This window comes from Kocuria sp. CH-021 (assembly GCF_049716185.1).
Classification (GTDB): Bacteria; Actinomycetota; Actinomycetes; order Actinomycetales; family Micrococcaceae; genus Kocuria; species Kocuria cellulosilytica.
This window is the reverse complement of record NZ_JBNAFK010000004.1, coordinates 150378-167467: the sequence shown is the minus strand read 5'-3', so window position 1 is coordinate 167467 and position 17090 is coordinate 150378. Positions and strand designations below refer to the sequence as shown.

The following is a 17090-nucleotide window of genomic DNA, read 5'->3' as shown; positions in this document are numbered from 1 at the left end:
GCGCGGCCGCCGACGGGTCTCAGGTGCGGGGCAGGGACGGGACGGGGAGGACGGGCCGCCCCACCGCCGTGCACATCGCCGCGATCACGTCCTGTTCCCGGGGCAGGGGTGTGCCCGGATCACGGCCGGTGAACAGGCGGATCTGGTCCACCGCCTGGAAGATCAGCATATCGAGTCCCGGGGCCACCGCTCCCCCGGCCCGGGCCCAGGCCCCGGCGACCGCCGACGGCCACGGATCGTAGGCGGCGTCCAGCAGGACGCCCGTGGTCGCCGGGGAACCGGCCTCGAGCTGCGCCGCCAGCTCGTCGGCGCCGTGCGGTGGGAGGGTCGAGACGACCACGTCGTAGCCGGCCAGCAGGCCCGGCGCCTCGTCCCAGGCGCGCAGGAGCACGGGGATCCCGAGCCGGCGGCCCGCCTCGGCGGCGCGCCCGGCGCGGACCGCGGAGCGCACGAAGACGTCCACGGAGGAGGCTCCGAGCAGCTGCGCGGCGGCGACCGCGGCCGTGGCCGTGCCCCCACCGCCCAGGACGGCGGCCCGGGGCGCGTCCGGGACCGTGCCCGCCGCGAGCACCGCGCCCACGATGCCCGTGACGTCGGTGTTGTGGCCCAGGACCGTCCCGTCGGCGCGGAAGAGCAGGGTGTTGACCGCGCCGACCGCGTCCCCCAGTCCCGTCAGCTCGTCGGCGCACGCCGCGGCGACCGACTTGAGGGGCATCGTCACCGACAGCCCGCGCCAGGCGGGGTCGCCGCGGCGGGCGTCGACGAACGGCGGGAGCTGCTCCTCGACGAGGTCGTGGGCGTCGTAGTCCACGTCCTCGCCCAGCACCGCGTACGCGGCGCGGTGCAGGTCCGGGGACCTCGAGTGGCCGATGGGGTGGCCCACCACGGCCGCGTGGGCGGGGCTCACCCGCACCGGCCCTCGTTCTCGCTGCACCACTGGTTGTACTCCTCCACGTACTCGAGGTGCTGCGCGTAGGTCTCGGAGAACTTCGTCTCGCCCGTGTCGAGGTTCACGGTGACCCAGAAGTAGTAGTCGTTCTCCTGCGGGTCGGCGGCCGCCGCGATGGCGGCGTCGCCCGGGGAGCCGATCGGGCCCACGGGCAGCCCCGGGTTGGCGAAGGTGTTGTACCGGTTGGACTCGTCGCGGCGCTCCTCCTCCGTGAAGTCGTAGCTCCTGCGGTCGAGGCCGTAGGTCACGGACGCGTCGGACTGGATGAACCCGGAGGTCTCGCCGTCGGGGTTGTCGAGGCGGTTCTGGATCGCGCCCGCCACCACGTCGTAGTGCTCGGGCTGGACCTCGAACTCGATGATCGAGCCGATGGTGAGCACCTCGAAGATCCTGTCCTCGCCGCTGACACCGTTGTCCTCCAGGGTCGCCCGGGTGCGGTCCACCATGTCGCGCAGGATCTGCTCCGCGGTGGCGTCCAGCGGGAACCGGTACTCCCCCGGGTGCAGCCAGCCCTCGAGGGTCGGGAAGCGCCCGGGGATCCCGAACGCCTCCGTGTCCTCCTCGTAGGCCTCGAACTCGGAGACCGGGATGCCCGTGGACTCGCTGAGGACCCCGAAGACGTCGGACATGCGCAGGGTCCGGTTGACCGCCGCGTAGTGGGTGGCCTCGTCCTCCTCCATGAGCGCGTCCACGGCGGCCTCGGAGCTCATCTCCGTGCGCAGCTCGTACTCGCCCGGCTGGATGAACTGCTCGGCGTGCTCCTCCTGGTAGGTCTCGACGAACGTCTCGGCGTCCGCCACGATCCCCTGCTCCTGGAGCGCCACGGCGATCTGCCCGGTGGTGGCGCCCTGGCCCACGGAGAACGTCACGGGGTCCTTGCCGTCGCCGCGGTAGTCGCGGATCTCGAACCAGCCGAAGGTCGAGCCGAGCACGGACACGGTGATCAGCGCGGCGAGCAGGAACAGGGCGATGGCCGTGGTGAGGGACACGCGGCCGCGGCGCTGCCGCCGCTTGACCTGCTCCGGGGTGAGCTCCTCGTGCTCGAAGACGCCGCGCAGGCCGGTGGAGGGCTGCCGCGAGGACGGCGCGTCCAGGAGGCTCCCCAGACCGCCGCCGCCTCCGGAGGACTCGCGGGCTCCCTCGGGTCGGCGGGACGCCGACTGGTCGTACGGATCGTCGCTCACGAATGCTCTCCGTCCGGATCGGTGGTCGTCAACGGTGCCGTCCGCGCCCGGTCGGGCGCTCCGGCGGTGTCCTCGGCCGTGCTCCCGGCCTCGCGGGACGGCTGCCCGTCCTGCGCCCCGGCGGGACCGTGCCCGTCGAGGTCCCCCCCATTATGCGCGACCGCCGGTTCCGCGGCGGCAGGGACCGGCGGGTCCACCGGCGCCCCGGGCTCCGCACCGGTCGCCCTGGCCCGGTCCACGGCGCTCTGCAGGATGGTGGCCGCGGCCACCTGGTCGACCTTGTCCATGTGGTCCCGGCGGGAGACCCCGGCCTCGAGGAGCGCCCGGTGGGCGTCCACCGTGCTGAGGCGCTCGTCGACCAGCCGCACCGGCACCTCGCGGCCCTTCACGCGCAGCCGCCGCACGAGGGCCTCCGCGTAGTCGCGGGCCATCGCGGTGGAGGCGTTCTCCCCGCCGTCGAGGCTGCGGGGCAGGCCGACGTAGACGGCGACGACGTCGTGCTCCTGGACCAGGCCGGCCAGCAGCTTCACGTCGAAGCCCTTCCGGGGGTCGCGCCGCAGCGTGGTGAGCGGCGTGGCGAGGATGCCGTCGGGGTCGCACAGGGCCACCCCGACGCGGACGAGGCCGACGTCGACCCCCATCCGCCGTCCCCGGGCGAAGGCGTCGCTCACGCGGCGGTGCCGCCCGTCGCCCGGGCGATGTCGGCCAGCACCGCGTCCAGGGCGGCCCCGACCTGGGCGGGGTCCTGCCCGCCGCCCTGGGCGATGTCGTCCTTGCCGCCGCCGCCGCCGCCGAGGACCTGGGCGGCGGTGCGCACGAGCCGGCCGGCCTGCACGCCCGCGTCGCGGGCGCCCTCGGTGGTGGCCACGAGGACCAGGGGCCGGCCCTTGGCGGTGCCCGTGACGGCGACCACGAAGGGCTCGGCCGTCATCCGGCCGCGCAGGTCGAGCGCGAGCGAGCGGACGTCGTCGGCCCCGGAGACCTCCCCCATGTCGTGGGCGAGGACCTTGACCGGGCCGACCTGGCGCACCCCGTCGAGCAGGGACCCCGCCTGCGCCTGCAGCTTCTCCCGGCGCAGCACCGCGAGCTCCTTCTCGGCCGACTTCAGCTTCTCGAGGGTGCCCGCCAGGCGCTCGGGCAGCTCCGCGGAGGACTGCGCCTTGAGCATGCCGGTCAGCTGGTGCACGAGGGTCCGCTCGGCGGCGAGGTGCCGGAACGAGTCCAGCCCCACGAGCGCCTCGACGCGGCGGTTGCCCGAGCCCACGGACTGCTCGGTCAGCAGCGTGAGCGAGCCGATCTGGGCCGTGCCGCCCACGTGCGTGCCGCCGCACAGCTCCCGGGACCACGGGCCGTTGAGCTCGACCACGCGCACCCGGTCCCCGTACTTCTCGCCGAACAGGGACATGGCGCCCATGGCCTTCGCCTCGGCGAGGGCCATCTCCTGGGTCACGACCTCGTGGTTGGCGTGGATCGCGGCGTTGGAGACCTCCTCGATCTCCTGGCGCTGGGCCTCTCCGAGGCCCTCGCCCCACGCGAAGTCGAAGCGCAGGTAGCCCTCCTTGTTGAACGAGCCGCGCTGGACGGCCTCGGGGCCGAGGACGTCGTGCAGGGCCGCGTGCACGATGTGGGTGCCGGTGTGGGCGGCCTCGGCGGCACGGCGCCGGGCGACGTCCACCTGGGCGTGCACCGTGGCGCCGGAGAGGGCCTCGCCCTCGCGCACCACCGCCTGGTGCACGGACAGCCCCTTCACGGGCTGCTGGACGTCGGTGACCTCGAGCACGAACCCGTCGCCGGAGATCGTGCCCCGGTCGGCGGCCTGGCCGCCGGCCTCGGCGTAGAACGGCGTCTCGTCCAGGACCACCTCCACGTGCGTCCCGGCCGGCGCGGCGGGGACGCTCACGCCGTCCTGCAGCAGGGCGCGCAGCACCGTCCCGTGCCCCAGCCGGGTGTAGCCGGTGAACTCCGAGCCGCCCTCGTCCACGAGCCGGCGGAACACCGAGAGGTCGGCGTGGGCGCCCTTCTTGGCGCGGGCGTCCTGCTGCGCGCGGTGGCGCTGCTCCTCCATGAGACCGCGGAAGGCCGTCTCGTCGACCGCGACCCCGGCCTCGGCGGCCATCTCCAGGGTCAGGTCGATGGGGAAGCCGTAGGTGTCGTGCAGGGCGAAGGCCTCCGCGCCCGAGACGGTCCGGCCCTGCTGCCGGGCGCCGGCCACCGCCTCGTTGAGCCGGGTGGTCCCGGACTCGATGGTCTTCAGGAACGCCCGCTCCTCGGCGTAGGCGATCCGGGAGATCCGCTCGAAGTCCTCGGCCACGTAGGGGTAGACGCCGCGCATGGCGTCCCGGGAGGCGGGCAGCAGCACGGGCAGGCAGGGCTCGGTGACGCCCATCAGGCGCATCGCGCGGATCGCGCGGCGCAGCAGGCGGCGCAGGATGTACCCGCGGCCCTCGTTGGAGGGACTGACGCCGTCGGCGATGAGCATCAGCGAGGAGCGGACGTGGTCGGCGACCACGCGCATCCGCACGTCGTCCTCGTAGCCCTCCTCCCCCGGCTTCTCCGAGCCGCGGTAGCGCTTGCCGGAGAGCTCGGCCGCCCGGTCGAGGACGGGCCGGACCTGGTCGGTCTCGTAGAAGTTCTCCACGCCCTGCAGGAGCATGGCCAGGCGCTCCACGCCGAGGCCGGTGTCGATGTTCTTCTCGGGCAGGTCGCCCAGGATCTCGTAGTCCTTGCCCGTGCCCTCGCCGCGCTGGTACTGCATGAAGACGAGGTTCCAGATCTCGATGTACCGGTCGTCGTCGACGGCCGGCCCGCCCTCCCGGCCGTACCGGGGGCCGCGGTCGTAGAAGATCTCCGAGTCGGGGCCCGCGGGGCCGGGCTGGCCGGTGTCCCAGTAGTTCTCGTCCCGGCCCATCCGCTGGATCCGCTCGGCGGGCACGCCCACGGTGTCCTTCCACAGCGTGTAGGACTCCTCGTCGTCCTCGTACACGGTGACCCACAGCCGGTCCGGGTCCAGGCCGAAGCGGCCCTCGTCCACGGGTCCGGTGAGCAGCTCCCAGGCCATGGGGATGGCCCGCTCCTTGAAGTAGTCCCCGAAGGAGAAGTTGCCGGCCATCTGGAAGAACGTGCCGTGCCGGGCGGTCTTGCCCACCTCGTCGATGTCGAGGGTGCGGATGCACTTCTGGATGGACGTGGCGCGCCGGTAGGGGGCGGTCTCCTGGCCGAGGAAGTACGGGATGAACGGGACCATGCCCGCGATGGTGAACATGGCACCGGGCTGGGAGGAGATGAGCGAGGCGGAGGGCACCACGGTGTGGCCCTGGCCTTCGAAGTAGTCCAGCCAGCGCTTGGTGATTTCCTGAGACAGCATTACCGGTGCTTTCCTTCGCGGTGGGTCGAGGGGGGTGTCGAGGGGTCGGTGGGGTCCGCCGAGGCCTCGGCCCCGTGGGGAGCGGTGGTGCCGTCGAGCACCGGCGGGGCGGTGTCGCGGGCGGCGAGGCGCGCGGCCGGCGGCCGGGGCGCGGCCACGCCGAAGGACTCGCGCAGCTCGGCCTCCCGTTCGTCCATGCCCGCCCGCACGGCGGCGGCGAACCGGTAGAGCCGGGACCGCCAGTCCCCGGCGCGGGGGGTGCGCGCGGTGCCGGCGGCCTCCCGGACGGCGAGGTCCTGGCCGGTCGAGCGGGCGAACCGGGTGGCGGCGGCGCCGAGCACCCCGCCGGCGGCCACGAGGGCGAGCCTGCCCCAGAAGCTCATGGCCGGTCCTCCCCCGGGGCGCCGGGGACCGGCTCGTCGGCGGTCCCGAAGCGGTCGGCCCGGTGGGCGCCGCCCGTCGCGGTGTCGCCGGTGAACGCCCGGCGCACGCCGTGGGAGAACGCGGCGACCTTGATCAGCGGCTGGCCCACGGTGGAGGCCACCAGGGAGGACAGCGCGGAGACGTTCGCGGAGGCGTCGGAGACGTTGGTCGTGATGCCGTCCACCTTCTCGAGCTGGGAGTTGGTGGTCGAGACGGTGCGGGTGACCTCGTCGATGAGGGGGACGGTCTCGTTGTTGAGCGAGCGGATCGTCAGCCGCAGCTCGTCGAAGACCTTGCCGAGCTTGAGGATCGGCACCGCGAGCAGGAGGACCAGCACGGCGAACACCCCCGCGGCGAGCAGTCCTGCGATTTCTCCACCGGTCATGGGGCGGCGCGCTCCTTGCTGGTCGGGTCGAGGGGACCGGGGCGGCGGGGCCGCCCGGGCGTGCGGTGCCGGGCAACGGTGCGGTGCCCGGGGATCAACTGTACCGAACGGGAGAGCCCGCGGCGCAGGCGCCGCGGGCTCTCCGCCGGTAAGGCCCTGCTCCCGGGGCGTCCCGGGAGCAGGAGCCCGCAGGATCAGGCCATGCGGGCGTAGTACTCCACCACGAGCTGCTCCTCGCAGGTCACGGGGACCTCGGCGCGCTTGGGCTTGCGGACCAGCTTGGCCTGCAGCTTCTCGATCTGCACGTCGAGGTAGCCCGGGGTGTCGGGCAGCACGGCCTGGTGCGCGCCGGCGGCGGCGACCTGGAAGGGCACCATCTTCTCCGACTTGGCGTGCACGTGGATCAGCTGGCCCTCCTTGACCTGGTAGGAGGGGCGGTCCACCCGCTCGCCGTCCACCAGGATGTGGCGGTGCACGACCATCTGGCGGGCCTGGGCCATGGTCCGGGCGAAGCCGGAGCGCAGGACCAGGGCGTCCAGGCGGGACTCCAGCAGGGCGACCAGGTTCTCACCGGTCTGCCCCTCCTGGCGCTTGGCCTCGACATAGGCGATGTGCATCTGCTTCTCGCGGATGTTGTACTGCGCCCGGAGACGCTGCTTCTCGCGCAGCCGGACGGCGTAGTCCGAGTCGGCCTTCCGGCGGGCACGGCCGTGCTCACCGGGGCCGTAGGGACGGCGCTCGAAGTACTTCTCGGCCTTCGGGGTCAGGGCGATCCCGAGGGCGCGGGACTTGCGCACCTGGCGGCGCGCACGCGTGTTGTTAGCCACGTTTACCTTTCACAATGCGGTGCCCTCCCCCGTCCGGTGCCCGGCGCGGGGGGAGCGTGTTCTGTTCGGTCCGGCCTCCGAGGACGGGACCGGTCCCGCCGGAGAGGTGAGGATCAGCCGCAATCCTCCGGTCCTACAAGCGCCGTGGCCGCTCGCCGTGCACCGTGGTTGAGGCGGTGCGCCGGGCGTGCGGGAGCACGGGCCTTGCCGGCCGACGTCCCACTATAGCGTGTGCGGGCCCGCGGCGCGCCCCGGGCCCGCACAGTGCGGGCCGGCCCCCACAATGCGGACCGCCCCCACAATGCGGACCGGCCCCCGCCCCCGTCCCGGCGCGCCGGAGCGCCGCCCGGGACTCCCGGACGGCGCTCCGACGGCGAGCCCTCGGCGCGGACGCGGTCAGTCGACGTCCTCGTCCACCCAGTCGAAGGTCTTGGTGACGGCCTTCTGCCAGTTGCGGAACAGCCGGGCGCGCTGGGCGTCCTCCATCTGCGGCTCCCAGCGCTTGTTCTCGGCCCAGTTGGCGGTGACCTCCTCCGTCCCGGACCAGAAGCCGACGGCGATGCCCGCGGCGTAGGCGGCGCCGAGGGCCGTGGTCTCGGTGACCTCGGGTCGGATCACGGGCACCCCCAGCTGGTCCGCCTGGAACTGCATGAGCAGCTCGTTGGCGGTCATCCCGCCGTCCACCTTCAGCTCGGTGATGTCCACCCCGGCGTCGGCGTTCATCGCCTCGACCACCTCGCGGGACTGGTAGGCCGTGGCCTCCAGGGCGGCGCGGGCGATGTGGCCCTTGTTGACGTAGCGGGTCAGGCCCACCAGGGCGCCGCGGGCGTCCGAGCGCCAGTACGGGGCGAACAGGCCGCTGAAGGCCGGGACGAAGTAGGCCCCGCCGTTGTCCTCGACCGACGCGGCCAGGGACTCGACCTGCGGCGCGGAGGAGAGGATGCCCAGGTTGTCGCGCAGCCACTGGACCAGGGACCCGGTCACCGCGATCGAGCCCTCCAGGGCGTAGACGGCGTCCTGGTCGCCGATCTTGTAGCACACGGTGCTCAGCAGGCCGTTCTGCGAGTGCACCACCTCGGTGCCCACGTTCATGAGCACGAAGCTGCCCGTGCCGTAGGTGTTCTTGCCCATGCCCTTCTCGAAGCAGGCCTGGCCGAACATCGCGGCCTGCTGGTCGCCCAGGATCCCGGCGATCGGCACGTCCTTGAGGAAGCCGCGGGTGCGGCCCTTGCCGTAGACCTCGGAGGAGGAGCGGATCTCGGGCAGCATCGACGTGGGGATGCCCATGTCGGCGCAGATCTCCTCGTTCCAGTCGAGGGTCGCCAGGTTCATGAGCATGGTGCGCGAGGCGTTGGTGACGTCGGTGACGTGCACCCCGCCGTCCACGCCGCCGGTCATGTTCCACACCAGCCAGGAGTCGGTGTTGCCCATGAGCAGGTCCCCCCGCTCGGCCCGCTCCCGGGCGCCGTCCACGTTGTCCAGGATCCACTTGACCTTGGGGCCCGAGAAGTAGCTGGCCAGGGGCAGCCCCACGCGGTCCTTGTACCGGTCCGGGCCGGCGTCCCCGCCGAGCTCCTCGGCGATCTTCTGGGTCCGGGTGTCCTGCCAGACGATGGCGTTGTAGACGGGCTCCCCGGTGGTGCGGTCCCAGACCACGGTGGTCTCGCGCTGGTTGGTGATGCCCACGGCGGCCAGGTCCCGGGCGTTGATCTCGGCGGAGGCCTCGGCGTCCGCGACGACCTTGCGGACGTTGCGCCAGATCTCCATCGGGTCGTGCTCCACCCAGCCGGCGCGCGGGAAGATCTGCTCGTGCTCGAGCTGGCCGGTGCTGACGATCGTGCCCCGGTGGTCGAAGATGATGGCCCGGGTGCTGGTGGTGCCCTGGTCGATGGCCATGACGTGCTGCGGTTCGGTGCTCACGGGTGGTACCTCACTTCGTTGTGGTGTGCTGCGGGTCGGACGGGTGCGGGCCGCCGGGCTCAGGCCGGCGGGTTGGAGTAGAGCTGGAAGAAGCCGCCGGCGAGCATCGCGCCGAGGACCGGGCCGAGGACCGGGACCCAGGCGTAGGCCCAGTCGCTGGAGCCCTTGCCGCGGATGGGCAGCAGGGCGTGGGCGATGCGGGGCCCGAGGTCACGGGCGGGGTTGATGGCGTAGCCCGTGGGTCCGCCGAGGCTCGCGCCGATGCCGACCACGAGCAGGGCCACGGCCAGGGGGCCGAGCTGGGACGGGGTGTTGCCGAAGAGCAGGATCACCGCGACGAGGACGAAGGTGCCGACGATCTCGGTGACCAGGTTCCAGCCGTAGGAGCGCACCGCCGGCCCGGTCGAGAACACGGCGAGCTTGGTCGCTCCGAGGACCTCCTCCTCGATCTCCTCGTCGAAGTGCTTCTTGTAGGCCAGGAACGCCACGACGGCGCCGAGGATGCCGCCGACGAGCTCGCCGGCGAAGTAGACGAGCGTGCTGACCGCGGTGATGGCCACGCCGGGGGCGTACTCCTCGGCCCCGCTGGCCCACAGGCCCACGGTCACGGCGGGGTTGATGTGGGCGCCGGACTGGTAGGCCACGTACACGCCGGCGAACACGGCCAGGCCCCAGCCGAAGTTGATCATCAGGAAGCCGCCGCCGACTCCCTTGGTCTTCGGCAGCACGGCGTTGGCGACGACGCCGCAGCCGAGCAGCAGCAGCATCGCGGTGCCCGCGACCTCGGACCAGAAGACGGTGGACAGGGGGATCGGCACGGCAGGCGCGACGGCCTGGACCACTGCGTTCGACATCGACAGCACTTGCGACTCCTCGGTTGGTGCGGACTGGGTGGACCGGTCGTCCGTCGGGGACGGCCGGTGGGGTGGGTTTCTGGGTGGACGGGGTCCGGTGGGACGCGCGGCGGCGGGACGCTCAGCCGTCGGTGGGGCGCACGAGCTCCAGGACGTCGGGGGCGGCGGCGCGCGCGGAGGCCGCCGCGGTGTCGTCGGCGGTCCCGGCGGCGGCGTCCTCCGCCGCGCAGCGCAGCCGGTAGGCCTCGACCTCGGCCTCGCGCCGCCGCCCGTCCCAGCCGAGGGCCTCGGCCGCGAGGTCCGCGACCTCCTCCACGGCGTCGAGGCCGTGGCGGGCCTGCTCCCACGTGAGCCGGGTGCGGGTGTCGTAGAGGTCCTCGAGGTGCAGCGCGCCCTCGTGGGTGCAGGCGTGCACGATCTCGGCCCGCAGGTAGGCGGGGGCGCCCGCCAGCGGGCGGCCCAGGTCGGGGCGGTCCTCCACGAGCTCGGTGATCTCGGTGATCGCCGAGCCGTAGCGGCCGAGCAGGTGCTGCACCCGCTCCTCGTCCCAGTCGTGCCGGGCGCCCAGGGTCCCGGCCTGCCGGCCCAGCGCGAGGTAGCCCTCGGCGCCCAGCAGCGGCGTCCGGTCGGTGACCGAGGGGACGGCCTCGGCCCGCTCCTCGCCCAGGGCGAGGTCCACGGCGTCCCGGGCCATCACCCGGTAGGTGGTGAGCTTGCCACCGGCGATCGTGATCAGGCCGGGGGCGACCTCGGTCACGGTGTGCTCGCGGGAGATCTTCGTGGACTGCGCGTCCCCGCCGTCCTTCTTCGTCCCGGGCTGCAGCAGCGGCCGCAGTCCGGCGTACGTGCCGATGACGTCCTCGCGGGTGAGGGGCCGGTCCAGGACCACGTTGGCGTGGTCGATGACGTAGTCGATGTCCTCCGCGGTGGCCACCGGGTTCACGAGGTCCTGGTGGTACGGGGTGTCGGTGGTGCCGATGATCCAGTACCTCGCCCACGGGATGATGAACAGCACGGACTTCTCGGTCTGCAGGATCAGCCCCTTCTCGCCGCGGATCCGCTCGCGGGGCACGATGATGTGGATCCCCTTGGAGGCGAGCACCTTCAGCCCGCCCTCGGCGTGGGCCAGGTCCTGGGTCTGCTCCGTCCACACCCCGGTGGCGGCGATGACGGTCCTCGCCCGGACCGTGTGCTCCTGGCCCGTCTCGAGGTCCCGGACGGTGGCCCCGACGACGCGGCCGGAGTCGTCCTTCGGGAAGTCCACCGCCCGCGTCCGGTTGGCGGCGAGAGCGCCGTAGCGCACCGCGGTGCGCACGATGGTCAGGACGAGTCGGGCGTCGTCGACCTGGCCGTCCCAGTACTGCACGGCGCCCACCATGGAGCCGGGCTTCACGTCGGGGAAGACCCGCTGGACGCCCTTGAAGCCGTAGTGGCGCTGGTAGGGCAGGGTCGCGACCTTGGCGCCGAGGTGGGCCAGGGCGTCGTAGAGGCCGATGCCGGCCGTGACATAGGGCCGCTCCCAGAAGCGGTGGGTCAGCGGGTACAGGAAGGGCACGGGCTTGACGAGGTGGGGGGCGAGGAAGTCGAGCAGGAGCTCCCGCTCGCGCAGGGCCTCGGAGACGAGCTTGAAGTCGAGCTGCTGGAGGTAGCGCAGACCGCCGTGGACGAGCTTGGAGGACCACTGCGAGGTGCCCCCGGCCCAGTCCTGGGCCTCGACGATCCCGGTGCGCAGCCCCCGGGTCACGGCGTCCAGGGCGATGCCGGCGCCGGTGATGCCTCCGCCGACCACGAGGACGTCGAGCTCGGGACCGCCGGAGAGCTCGGCGAGCGCCCGGTCGCGCTGGGTGCTGGAGAGTGCGGGGTGGGCCATGGTGGGGATCTCCTCGGGGCGGGTCGTTGCGGGTGGAAACGTGCTCTGCATCACACTCTGTCCCGGATTGCACCTATGCTCAAAGAGAATGAACGGACGTGCAGCCCGAGGAGGACACCGTGCACGGTGATGCCGAGCTCCACCACGCGGCGGAGCTGTACTACGTGCAGGGCATGACGATGGAAGCGGTCGCGGACCGGTTCGGCGTCTCCCGCCCCACGGTCTCGCGGATGCTGCAGTCCGCCCGGGAGCGGGGCATCGTGCGGATCAGCCTGAGTGCTCCCCCGCACGCGGGACACGACCTGTCCCACCGGCTGCGGGAGGCCTTCGGCGTGCAGGTGCACGTGGCGGGCACGCCCCGCACGGCCACGGAGCCGCAGCGGCTGGAGTCCGTGGCGCGCGCCGCGGCCGGGCTGCTCGGCGACTGGTTCGGGGACGGGATGACGCTGGCGGTCGCGTGGGGGACCACGACCTCGGCGATCGCGGGGCACCTGCAGCCCAAGGCCGTGCGGGACGCCGTCGTGGTGCAGATGAACGGCGCGGTGAGCGTCCGCTCCCCGGGCGCGGCGCAGTCCTCGGCGCTGCTGGGGCAGATGTCGACGGCCTTCGGGGCGGCGCTGGTGCCCTTCCCCACCCCGGCGTTCTTCGACCAGGAGGAGACCCGCCGGCTGATGTGGCAGGAGTCCTCGGTGCGCCGGGTGCTCGCGGTGCGCAGCGCGGCGGACCTGGCGGTGTTCAGCGTGGGGGCCTTCCGGGGGCCGATGATCTCCCAGGTGTACAGCAGCGGCTACCTGCCGGAGGACGCGCTGCGGGAGCTGTCCGCCCACCGCGTGGTCGGCGACGTGTGCACCGTGTTCCTCCGCGAGGACGGCACCTACGCGGACATCGACTACAACCGCCGGGCGAGCGGGCCGACGCCCATGGAGCTGCGGCGGATCCCGCGCCGGCTGTGCGTGGCCGCGGGGGACCACAAGGTGCCGGGCGTGGTGGGGGCGCTGCGCGCGGGCGTGGTCACGGACCTGCTCCTCGACGAGCGCACGGCCGCGGCGGTGGTGCGCCACCTGTTCGGCCGCTGAGCCCGCCGGTCACCGGCCCCTCGGGGCGCGGCCGGTGCGCTTCCCGGTCTCACCGGCCCCGGACGATGCCCCGCAGGATCTCCAGGCGGTGGGCGATCTCGCGCTCGCGGCCGTGCTCGGTCGGCCGGTAGTAGTCGGTGCCGACGAGCTCGTCCGGAGGGTACTGCTGGGCGGCCACGCCGTTGGGCTCGTCGTGGGAGTAGACGTAGCCGCGGCCGTGGCCCAGCTGGCCCGCGCCGGGGTAGTGGGCGTCGCGCAGGTGGAGCGGGACGGGCCCGGCCCGGCCCGCCCGGACGTCGGCGACGGCCTCGTTGATCGCGGTGTAGGCGGCGTTGGACTTCGGGGCGGTCGCCAGGTGCGCCACGGCCTGGGCCAGCGGGATCCGTCCCTCGGGCATGCCGATGAGCTGGACGGCGTCGGCGGCCGCGACCGCGGTCTGCAGGGCGGTCGGGTCGGCGGTGCCGATGTCCTCGGAGGCGGAGATGATGAGCCGGCGGGCGATGAACCGGGGGTCCTCCCCCGCCTCGATCATCCGGGCGAGGTAGTGCATCGCGGCGTCGACGTCCGAGCCGCGGATGGACTTGATGAACGCGCTGACCACGTCGTAGTGCTGGTCGCCGTTGCGGTCGTAGCGCACCGCCGCCCGGTCGAGGGCCTCCTCGGCGTGCTCCCGGGTGATCACGGGGACCGGACGCCCGCGGTCCTCCTCCGCGCCGTCCTCCTCGCTGTCCTCCTCCTCGCCGTTCTCCCCGTCCTCCTCCTCGGTGCGGTCCACCGCCGCCGGCTGCTCGGAGAGGGCGACCCCGGCGGCGGCCTCCAGGGCGGTCAGGGCCTTGCGGGCGTCCCCGCCGCACAGGTCCAGCAGGTGCTCGCGGGCCTCCGGGGAGAGCTCCACCTCGCCGTTCAGGCCCCGGGGGTCGGCGACGGCCCGGTCCACCAGCGCCCCGATGTCGGCGCGCTCCAGCGGCTGGAGGGTCAGCAGCAGCGAGCGCGAGAGCAGGGGCGAGATCACCGAGAAGGACGGGTTCTCCGTGGTGGCCGCCACGAGCACCACCCACTGGTTCTCCACCCCCGGCAGCAGCGCGTCCTGCTGGGCCTTGGTGAAGCGGTGGATCTCGTCGAGGAACAGCACCGTGGTGCGCCCGTGCAGGTCGCGGTCGGTGAGCGCCTCCTCCATGACCTTCCGGACGTCCTTGACGCCGGCGGTGATCGCGGAGAGCTCCACGAACTTCCGGGACACCCCGCGGGCGATCACGTGGGCCAGGGTGGTCTTGCCCGTGCCGGGCGGGCCCCACAGGATGATCGACGACGGTCCCGCCGGCCCCCGGTCCTCCCCCGCCAGGACCTGCAGCGGGGAGCCGGGCTTCAGCAGGTGCTGCTGGCCCACGATCTCGTCGAGCCGGCGCGGGCGCATCCGCACCGCGAGCGGTGCCCGGGAGCGGGTGCGCCGTCCCCGCCCGGCGGGGCGGGCCGGCGCGGCGGCGTCGCGCCGGTCGCCGTCGGAGGCGTCGAGGTCGTCGAAGAGGGAGCCGGTCACCCCCTCAGGCTAGCGGCTGTCCCCGTCGTGGCCTGTCGGACGACAGACGATCGGCGTACGATCAGCATGCTGATCACGTCGGTTCCCCCGGTGGGCGGACGGCGCAGGACGACGGTCGACCAGGAGCGGGCTCCACCCGGGAGCCCGCCCGGCCGTCCGAGGGACGAGGTACCGGTGTTCGAACCCCCCAGTCTGATCTTCGCCGCCGCCGGTCTGGCCGTGTTCGCGGCCGCCCTGCTGCCCCGTCTGCTCGTGCGGGCACCCGTGTCGATGCCCATGGTGTTCCTGGCCGCGGGCGCGGTGGTCTTCTCGCTGACCGACAGGCTGCCCGATCCGGACCCGGTGGCCCACAGCGACGTCACCGTGCACCTCAGCGAGGTCTGCGTGATCGTGTCGCTGATGGGTGCCGGGCTGGCGCTGGACCGCCCGCCGGGGCTCAGGCGGTGGGCCACGACCTGGCGGCTGCTGGGGATCGCCATGCCCCTGAGCCTGCTCGGGGCGGCGCTGCTCGGGTGGTCGGTGCTGGGGCTGAGCGCGGCCGGCGCCGTGCTCGTGGCCGCGGCGCTCGCCCCCACGGACCCGGTGCTGGCCTCCGAGGTCCAGGTCGGGGAGCCCTCGGAGACCCAGGACGACCTCGAGGGCGAGGACGAGGTCCGGTTCGGGCTCACCTCCGAGGCCGGGCTCAACGACGGCCTGGCCTTCCCCTTCGTCTACCTCGCCATCGGCCTCAGTCTCGTGGGCACCGACCCCGTGGCGTGGTTGCCGCACTTCCTCGCCGTGGACGTGGCCTGGCGGATCGCCCTCGGCTGCCTCGTCGGCTTCCTGGTGGGCCGGCTCCTGGGTCGGATCTTCCTGCGCTCCGCGCTCGAGAGCGTCCGCACGACCGTGCACTCCGAGGGATTCGTGGCCCTGGCCGCGACCTTCCTCACCTACGGCCTGGCCGAGATGGTCGAGGGCTACGGCTTCATCGCCGTGTTCGTGTGCGCGGTGACCATCCGCGCGGTCGAGCGGGTCCACGGTGTGCACGGCGTACTGCACAGCTACATCGAGCAGCTCGAGCGGCTGCTGACCGTCGTGGTGCTCGTGCTCCTGGGCGGCGCCGTGTCCCGCGGCCTGCTCAGCGGGCTCACCTGGCGCGAGGTCCTCGTCGCGGCGGCCTTCCTCCTGCTGGTCCGTCCCCTCGCCGGGTGGATCGGCCTGCTCGGCGGCCGGACGGGCCCGTGGGAGCGCGGCGTGATCGTCTTCTTCGGCGTGCGCGGCATCGGCTCCGTCTACTACCTCGGCTACGCCCTGTCCGAGGGCGAGTTCGCCGCGGAGGACCAGGCCCTGTGGCGCATCGTGGGGCTGGTGGTCGTCTCCTCCATCGTGCTGCACGGAGTGACCGCGGGTCCCGTCATCACGAGGCTCGACCGTGCCCGGAGGCGCAGGGCGCGGAAGGGGACGGGAACCGAGGAGGCCGCCTCCCGCACCCCGATCTGACGCCCCCCGTACGGCGGGGGCGAGCGGCGCCGGGGCCGGGCACGGCGGTCCCGGGCTCAGCCCCGCCGGGGCCGGTCCAGCTCGGCGCTGTCCAGGACCAGGGTGAACGGGCCGTCGTTGACGAGCTCGACCTGCATCGCCGCCCCGAAGCGGCCGGTCTGCACGTGCGCGCCGAGCTCCCGCAGCGCCTGGACGTAGGCCTCGAACACCGGCTCCGAGACGGGTCCGGGAGCGGCCGCCGACCACGAGGGGCGCCGGCCCCGGCGGGCGTCGCCGTAGAGGGTGAACTGGCTGATCGCCAACACCGGGGCGCCGAGGTCGGCGCAGGACCGCTCCCCCGCCAGCAGCCGCAGCGTCCAGGTCTTCTCGGCCAGCTTCGCGGCCGTTGCGGCGTCGTCGTCGTGCGTCACCCCCACGAGGGCGACGAGGCCCGGTCCCTCGATGGCCCCCACGACGTCTCCTCCGACGGTCACGGCGGCCCGGGCCGCCCGCTGCAGAACGATGCGCATGCGCCCCAGTCCACCACAGGCGCGGACGGACCGGGAGCACCGCTAGCCTCGTCCCATGGCAGCAGAGCGCACGACGTCCCGGCCGAGCACCGTGGTGGCGGAGGTGTTCGCGCCGGCCCCGCTGGTGCTGTCCCTGCTGGTGCTCGCCGGCTGGTCGGGAGCCGGGTGGCCCGGGGCCGCGTGGGGCCTGGGCACGGCGGTGGTCGTGGCGTCGCTGCCGATGCTCGTGCTGCGGGTGCTGGCCCGGCGGGGACGGGTGGACGGGCACTTCGTGCGCTCCCGCGCGCAGCGGCTGCCCGTCTACGCCGCCACGGGGCTGCTGACGGCCCTCGTGGTGGTGGCCGAGTCCGCGCTGGGCGCCCCCGTCATCGTGCCGGTGACCGCGGGGTTCGTGCTGCTGGGCATCCTGGTGCTGCTGCTCGTGACGCTGCGGTGGAAGGTCTCGGCCCACGTGGCGATGGCGGCGTGCTGGGCCGTGGCCCTCGGCGTCCTCGCCGCCCCGTGGGCGGCGCTCGCCGCGGCGCCGGTGCCGTTCGCGGTGGCCGTCTCGCGGGTGCGCACCGGGGACCACACCCCGGCGCAGGCGGTCGTCGGCGCGCTGATCGGGGTGCTCATCGGGGTGGGCTACGCGGCCGCCGCCGGCAGGGTGCTCTGACGGAGGGCCGGGCCCGGGCCCGTGCAGCGCGGCGCCGGGGCGCCGGCCGCCCAGGGAC

General features: G+C 73.7%; 15 protein-coding genes. 3 read left to right on the top strand and 12 right to left on the bottom strand.

Annotation, left to right across the window (positions count from 1 at the left end; genetic code table 11):
* Positions 1-19 precede the first annotated feature (19 nt).
* The 10 genes from ACPYN7_RS04490 to ACPYN7_RS04445 form a co-directional block, all read right to left on the bottom strand.
* Positions 20-934 carry a shikimate dehydrogenase gene (locus ACPYN7_RS04490; RefSeq protein WP_231738244.1) on the bottom strand — a complete coding sequence of 305 codons (915 nt, stop codon included), beginning with the start codon at positions 932-934 and terminating at the stop codon, positions 20-22.
* Positions 904-2133 carry an endolytic transglycosylase MltG gene (locus tag ACPYN7_RS04485; protein ID WP_058872670.1) on the bottom strand — a complete coding sequence of 410 codons (1230 nt, stop codon included), beginning with the start codon at positions 2131-2133 and terminating at the stop codon, positions 904-906. The genes ACPYN7_RS04490 and ACPYN7_RS04485 overlap by 31 nt, the downstream gene beginning before the upstream one ends.
* Complete coding sequence (ruvX, locus tag ACPYN7_RS04480; RefSeq protein ID WP_231738245.1) at positions 2130-2804, bottom strand: Holliday junction resolvase RuvX; 675 nt, start codon at positions 2802-2804, stop codon at positions 2130-2132. The genes ACPYN7_RS04485 and ruvX overlap by 4 nt, the downstream gene beginning before the upstream one ends.
* Entirely contained in the window at positions 2801-5497 is a 2697-nt protein-coding gene (gene alaS, locus ACPYN7_RS04475) for an alanine--tRNA ligase (RefSeq protein ID WP_424346807.1), read from the bottom strand. Before alaS ends, ruvX begins: the two co-directional genes overlap by 4 nt.
* The gene (locus ACPYN7_RS04470) at positions 5497-5880 is read right to left on the bottom strand and encodes a hypothetical protein (protein ID WP_058872673.1); all 384 of its coding nucleotides are present in this window, start codon (positions 5878-5880) and stop codon (positions 5497-5499) included. Before ACPYN7_RS04470 ends, alaS begins: the two co-directional genes overlap by 1 nt.
* Positions 5877-6305, bottom strand: coding sequence for a DUF948 domain-containing protein (locus ACPYN7_RS04465; protein WP_058872674.1), 429 nt, complete (start codon positions 6303-6305; stop codon positions 5877-5879). The genes ACPYN7_RS04470 and ACPYN7_RS04465 overlap by 4 nt, the downstream gene beginning before the upstream one ends.
* Positions 6306-6499: 194 nt before the next feature.
* Positions 6500-7132 carry a 30S ribosomal protein S4 gene (rpsD, locus tag ACPYN7_RS04460; RefSeq protein WP_017832285.1) on the bottom strand — a complete coding sequence of 211 codons (633 nt, stop codon included), beginning with the start codon at positions 7130-7132 and terminating at the stop codon, positions 6500-6502.
* A 396-nt stretch (positions 7133-7528) separates the two neighbouring features.
* The gene (glpK, locus tag ACPYN7_RS04455) at positions 7529-9052 is read right to left on the bottom strand and encodes a glycerol kinase GlpK (RefSeq protein ID WP_269433303.1); all 1524 of its coding nucleotides are present in this window, start codon (positions 9050-9052) and stop codon (positions 7529-7531) included.
* A 59-nt stretch (positions 9053-9111) separates the two neighbouring features.
* Positions 9112-9906, bottom strand: coding sequence for an MIP/aquaporin family protein (locus tag ACPYN7_RS04450; protein WP_197412620.1), 795 nt, complete (start codon positions 9904-9906; stop codon positions 9112-9114).
* Between the two features lie 121 nt (positions 9907-10027).
* The gene (locus ACPYN7_RS04445) at positions 10028-11776 is read right to left on the bottom strand and encodes a glycerol-3-phosphate dehydrogenase/oxidase (protein ID WP_058872675.1); all 1749 of its coding nucleotides are present in this window, start codon (positions 11774-11776) and stop codon (positions 10028-10030) included.
* Between the two features lie 98 nt (positions 11777-11874).
* Between ACPYN7_RS04445 and ACPYN7_RS04440 the strand changes: the two genes are divergently transcribed.
* Positions 11875-12852, top strand: a complete 978-nt coding sequence (locus ACPYN7_RS04440) for a sugar-binding transcriptional regulator (RefSeq protein ID WP_424346806.1) — start codon at positions 11875-11877, stop codon at positions 12850-12852.
* A gap of 49 nt (positions 12853-12901) precedes the next feature.
* On the opposite strand, the gene ACPYN7_RS04435 is transcribed toward ACPYN7_RS04440, so the two are convergent.
* Positions 12902-14266 carry a replication-associated recombination protein A gene (locus ACPYN7_RS04435; protein WP_424346865.1) on the bottom strand — a complete coding sequence of 455 codons (1365 nt, stop codon included), beginning with the start codon at positions 14264-14266 and terminating at the stop codon, positions 12902-12904.
* A gap of 297 nt (positions 14267-14563) precedes the next feature.
* Here ACPYN7_RS04435 and ACPYN7_RS04430 point away from each other — a divergent pair, with 297 nt between their 5' ends.
* Positions 14564-15868 carry a cation:proton antiporter gene (locus ACPYN7_RS04430; protein WP_424346805.1) on the top strand — a complete coding sequence of 435 codons (1305 nt, stop codon included), beginning with the start codon at positions 14564-14566 and terminating at the stop codon, positions 15866-15868.
* Between the two features lie 56 nt (positions 15869-15924).
* Here ACPYN7_RS04430 and dtd read toward each other — a convergent pair whose 3' ends face one another.
* Entirely contained in the window at positions 15925-16377 is a 453-nt protein-coding gene (dtd, locus tag ACPYN7_RS04425; RefSeq protein ID WP_058872678.1) for a D-aminoacyl-tRNA deacylase, read from the bottom strand.
* Positions 16378-16432: 55 nt separating this feature from the next.
* On the opposite strand from dtd, the gene ACPYN7_RS04420 reads away from it, so the two are divergent.
* Positions 16433-17032, top strand: coding sequence for a hypothetical protein (locus tag ACPYN7_RS04420; RefSeq protein ID WP_424346804.1), 600 nt, complete (start codon positions 16433-16435; stop codon positions 17030-17032).
* The last annotated feature ends 58 nt before the right edge of the window (positions 17033-17090 follow it).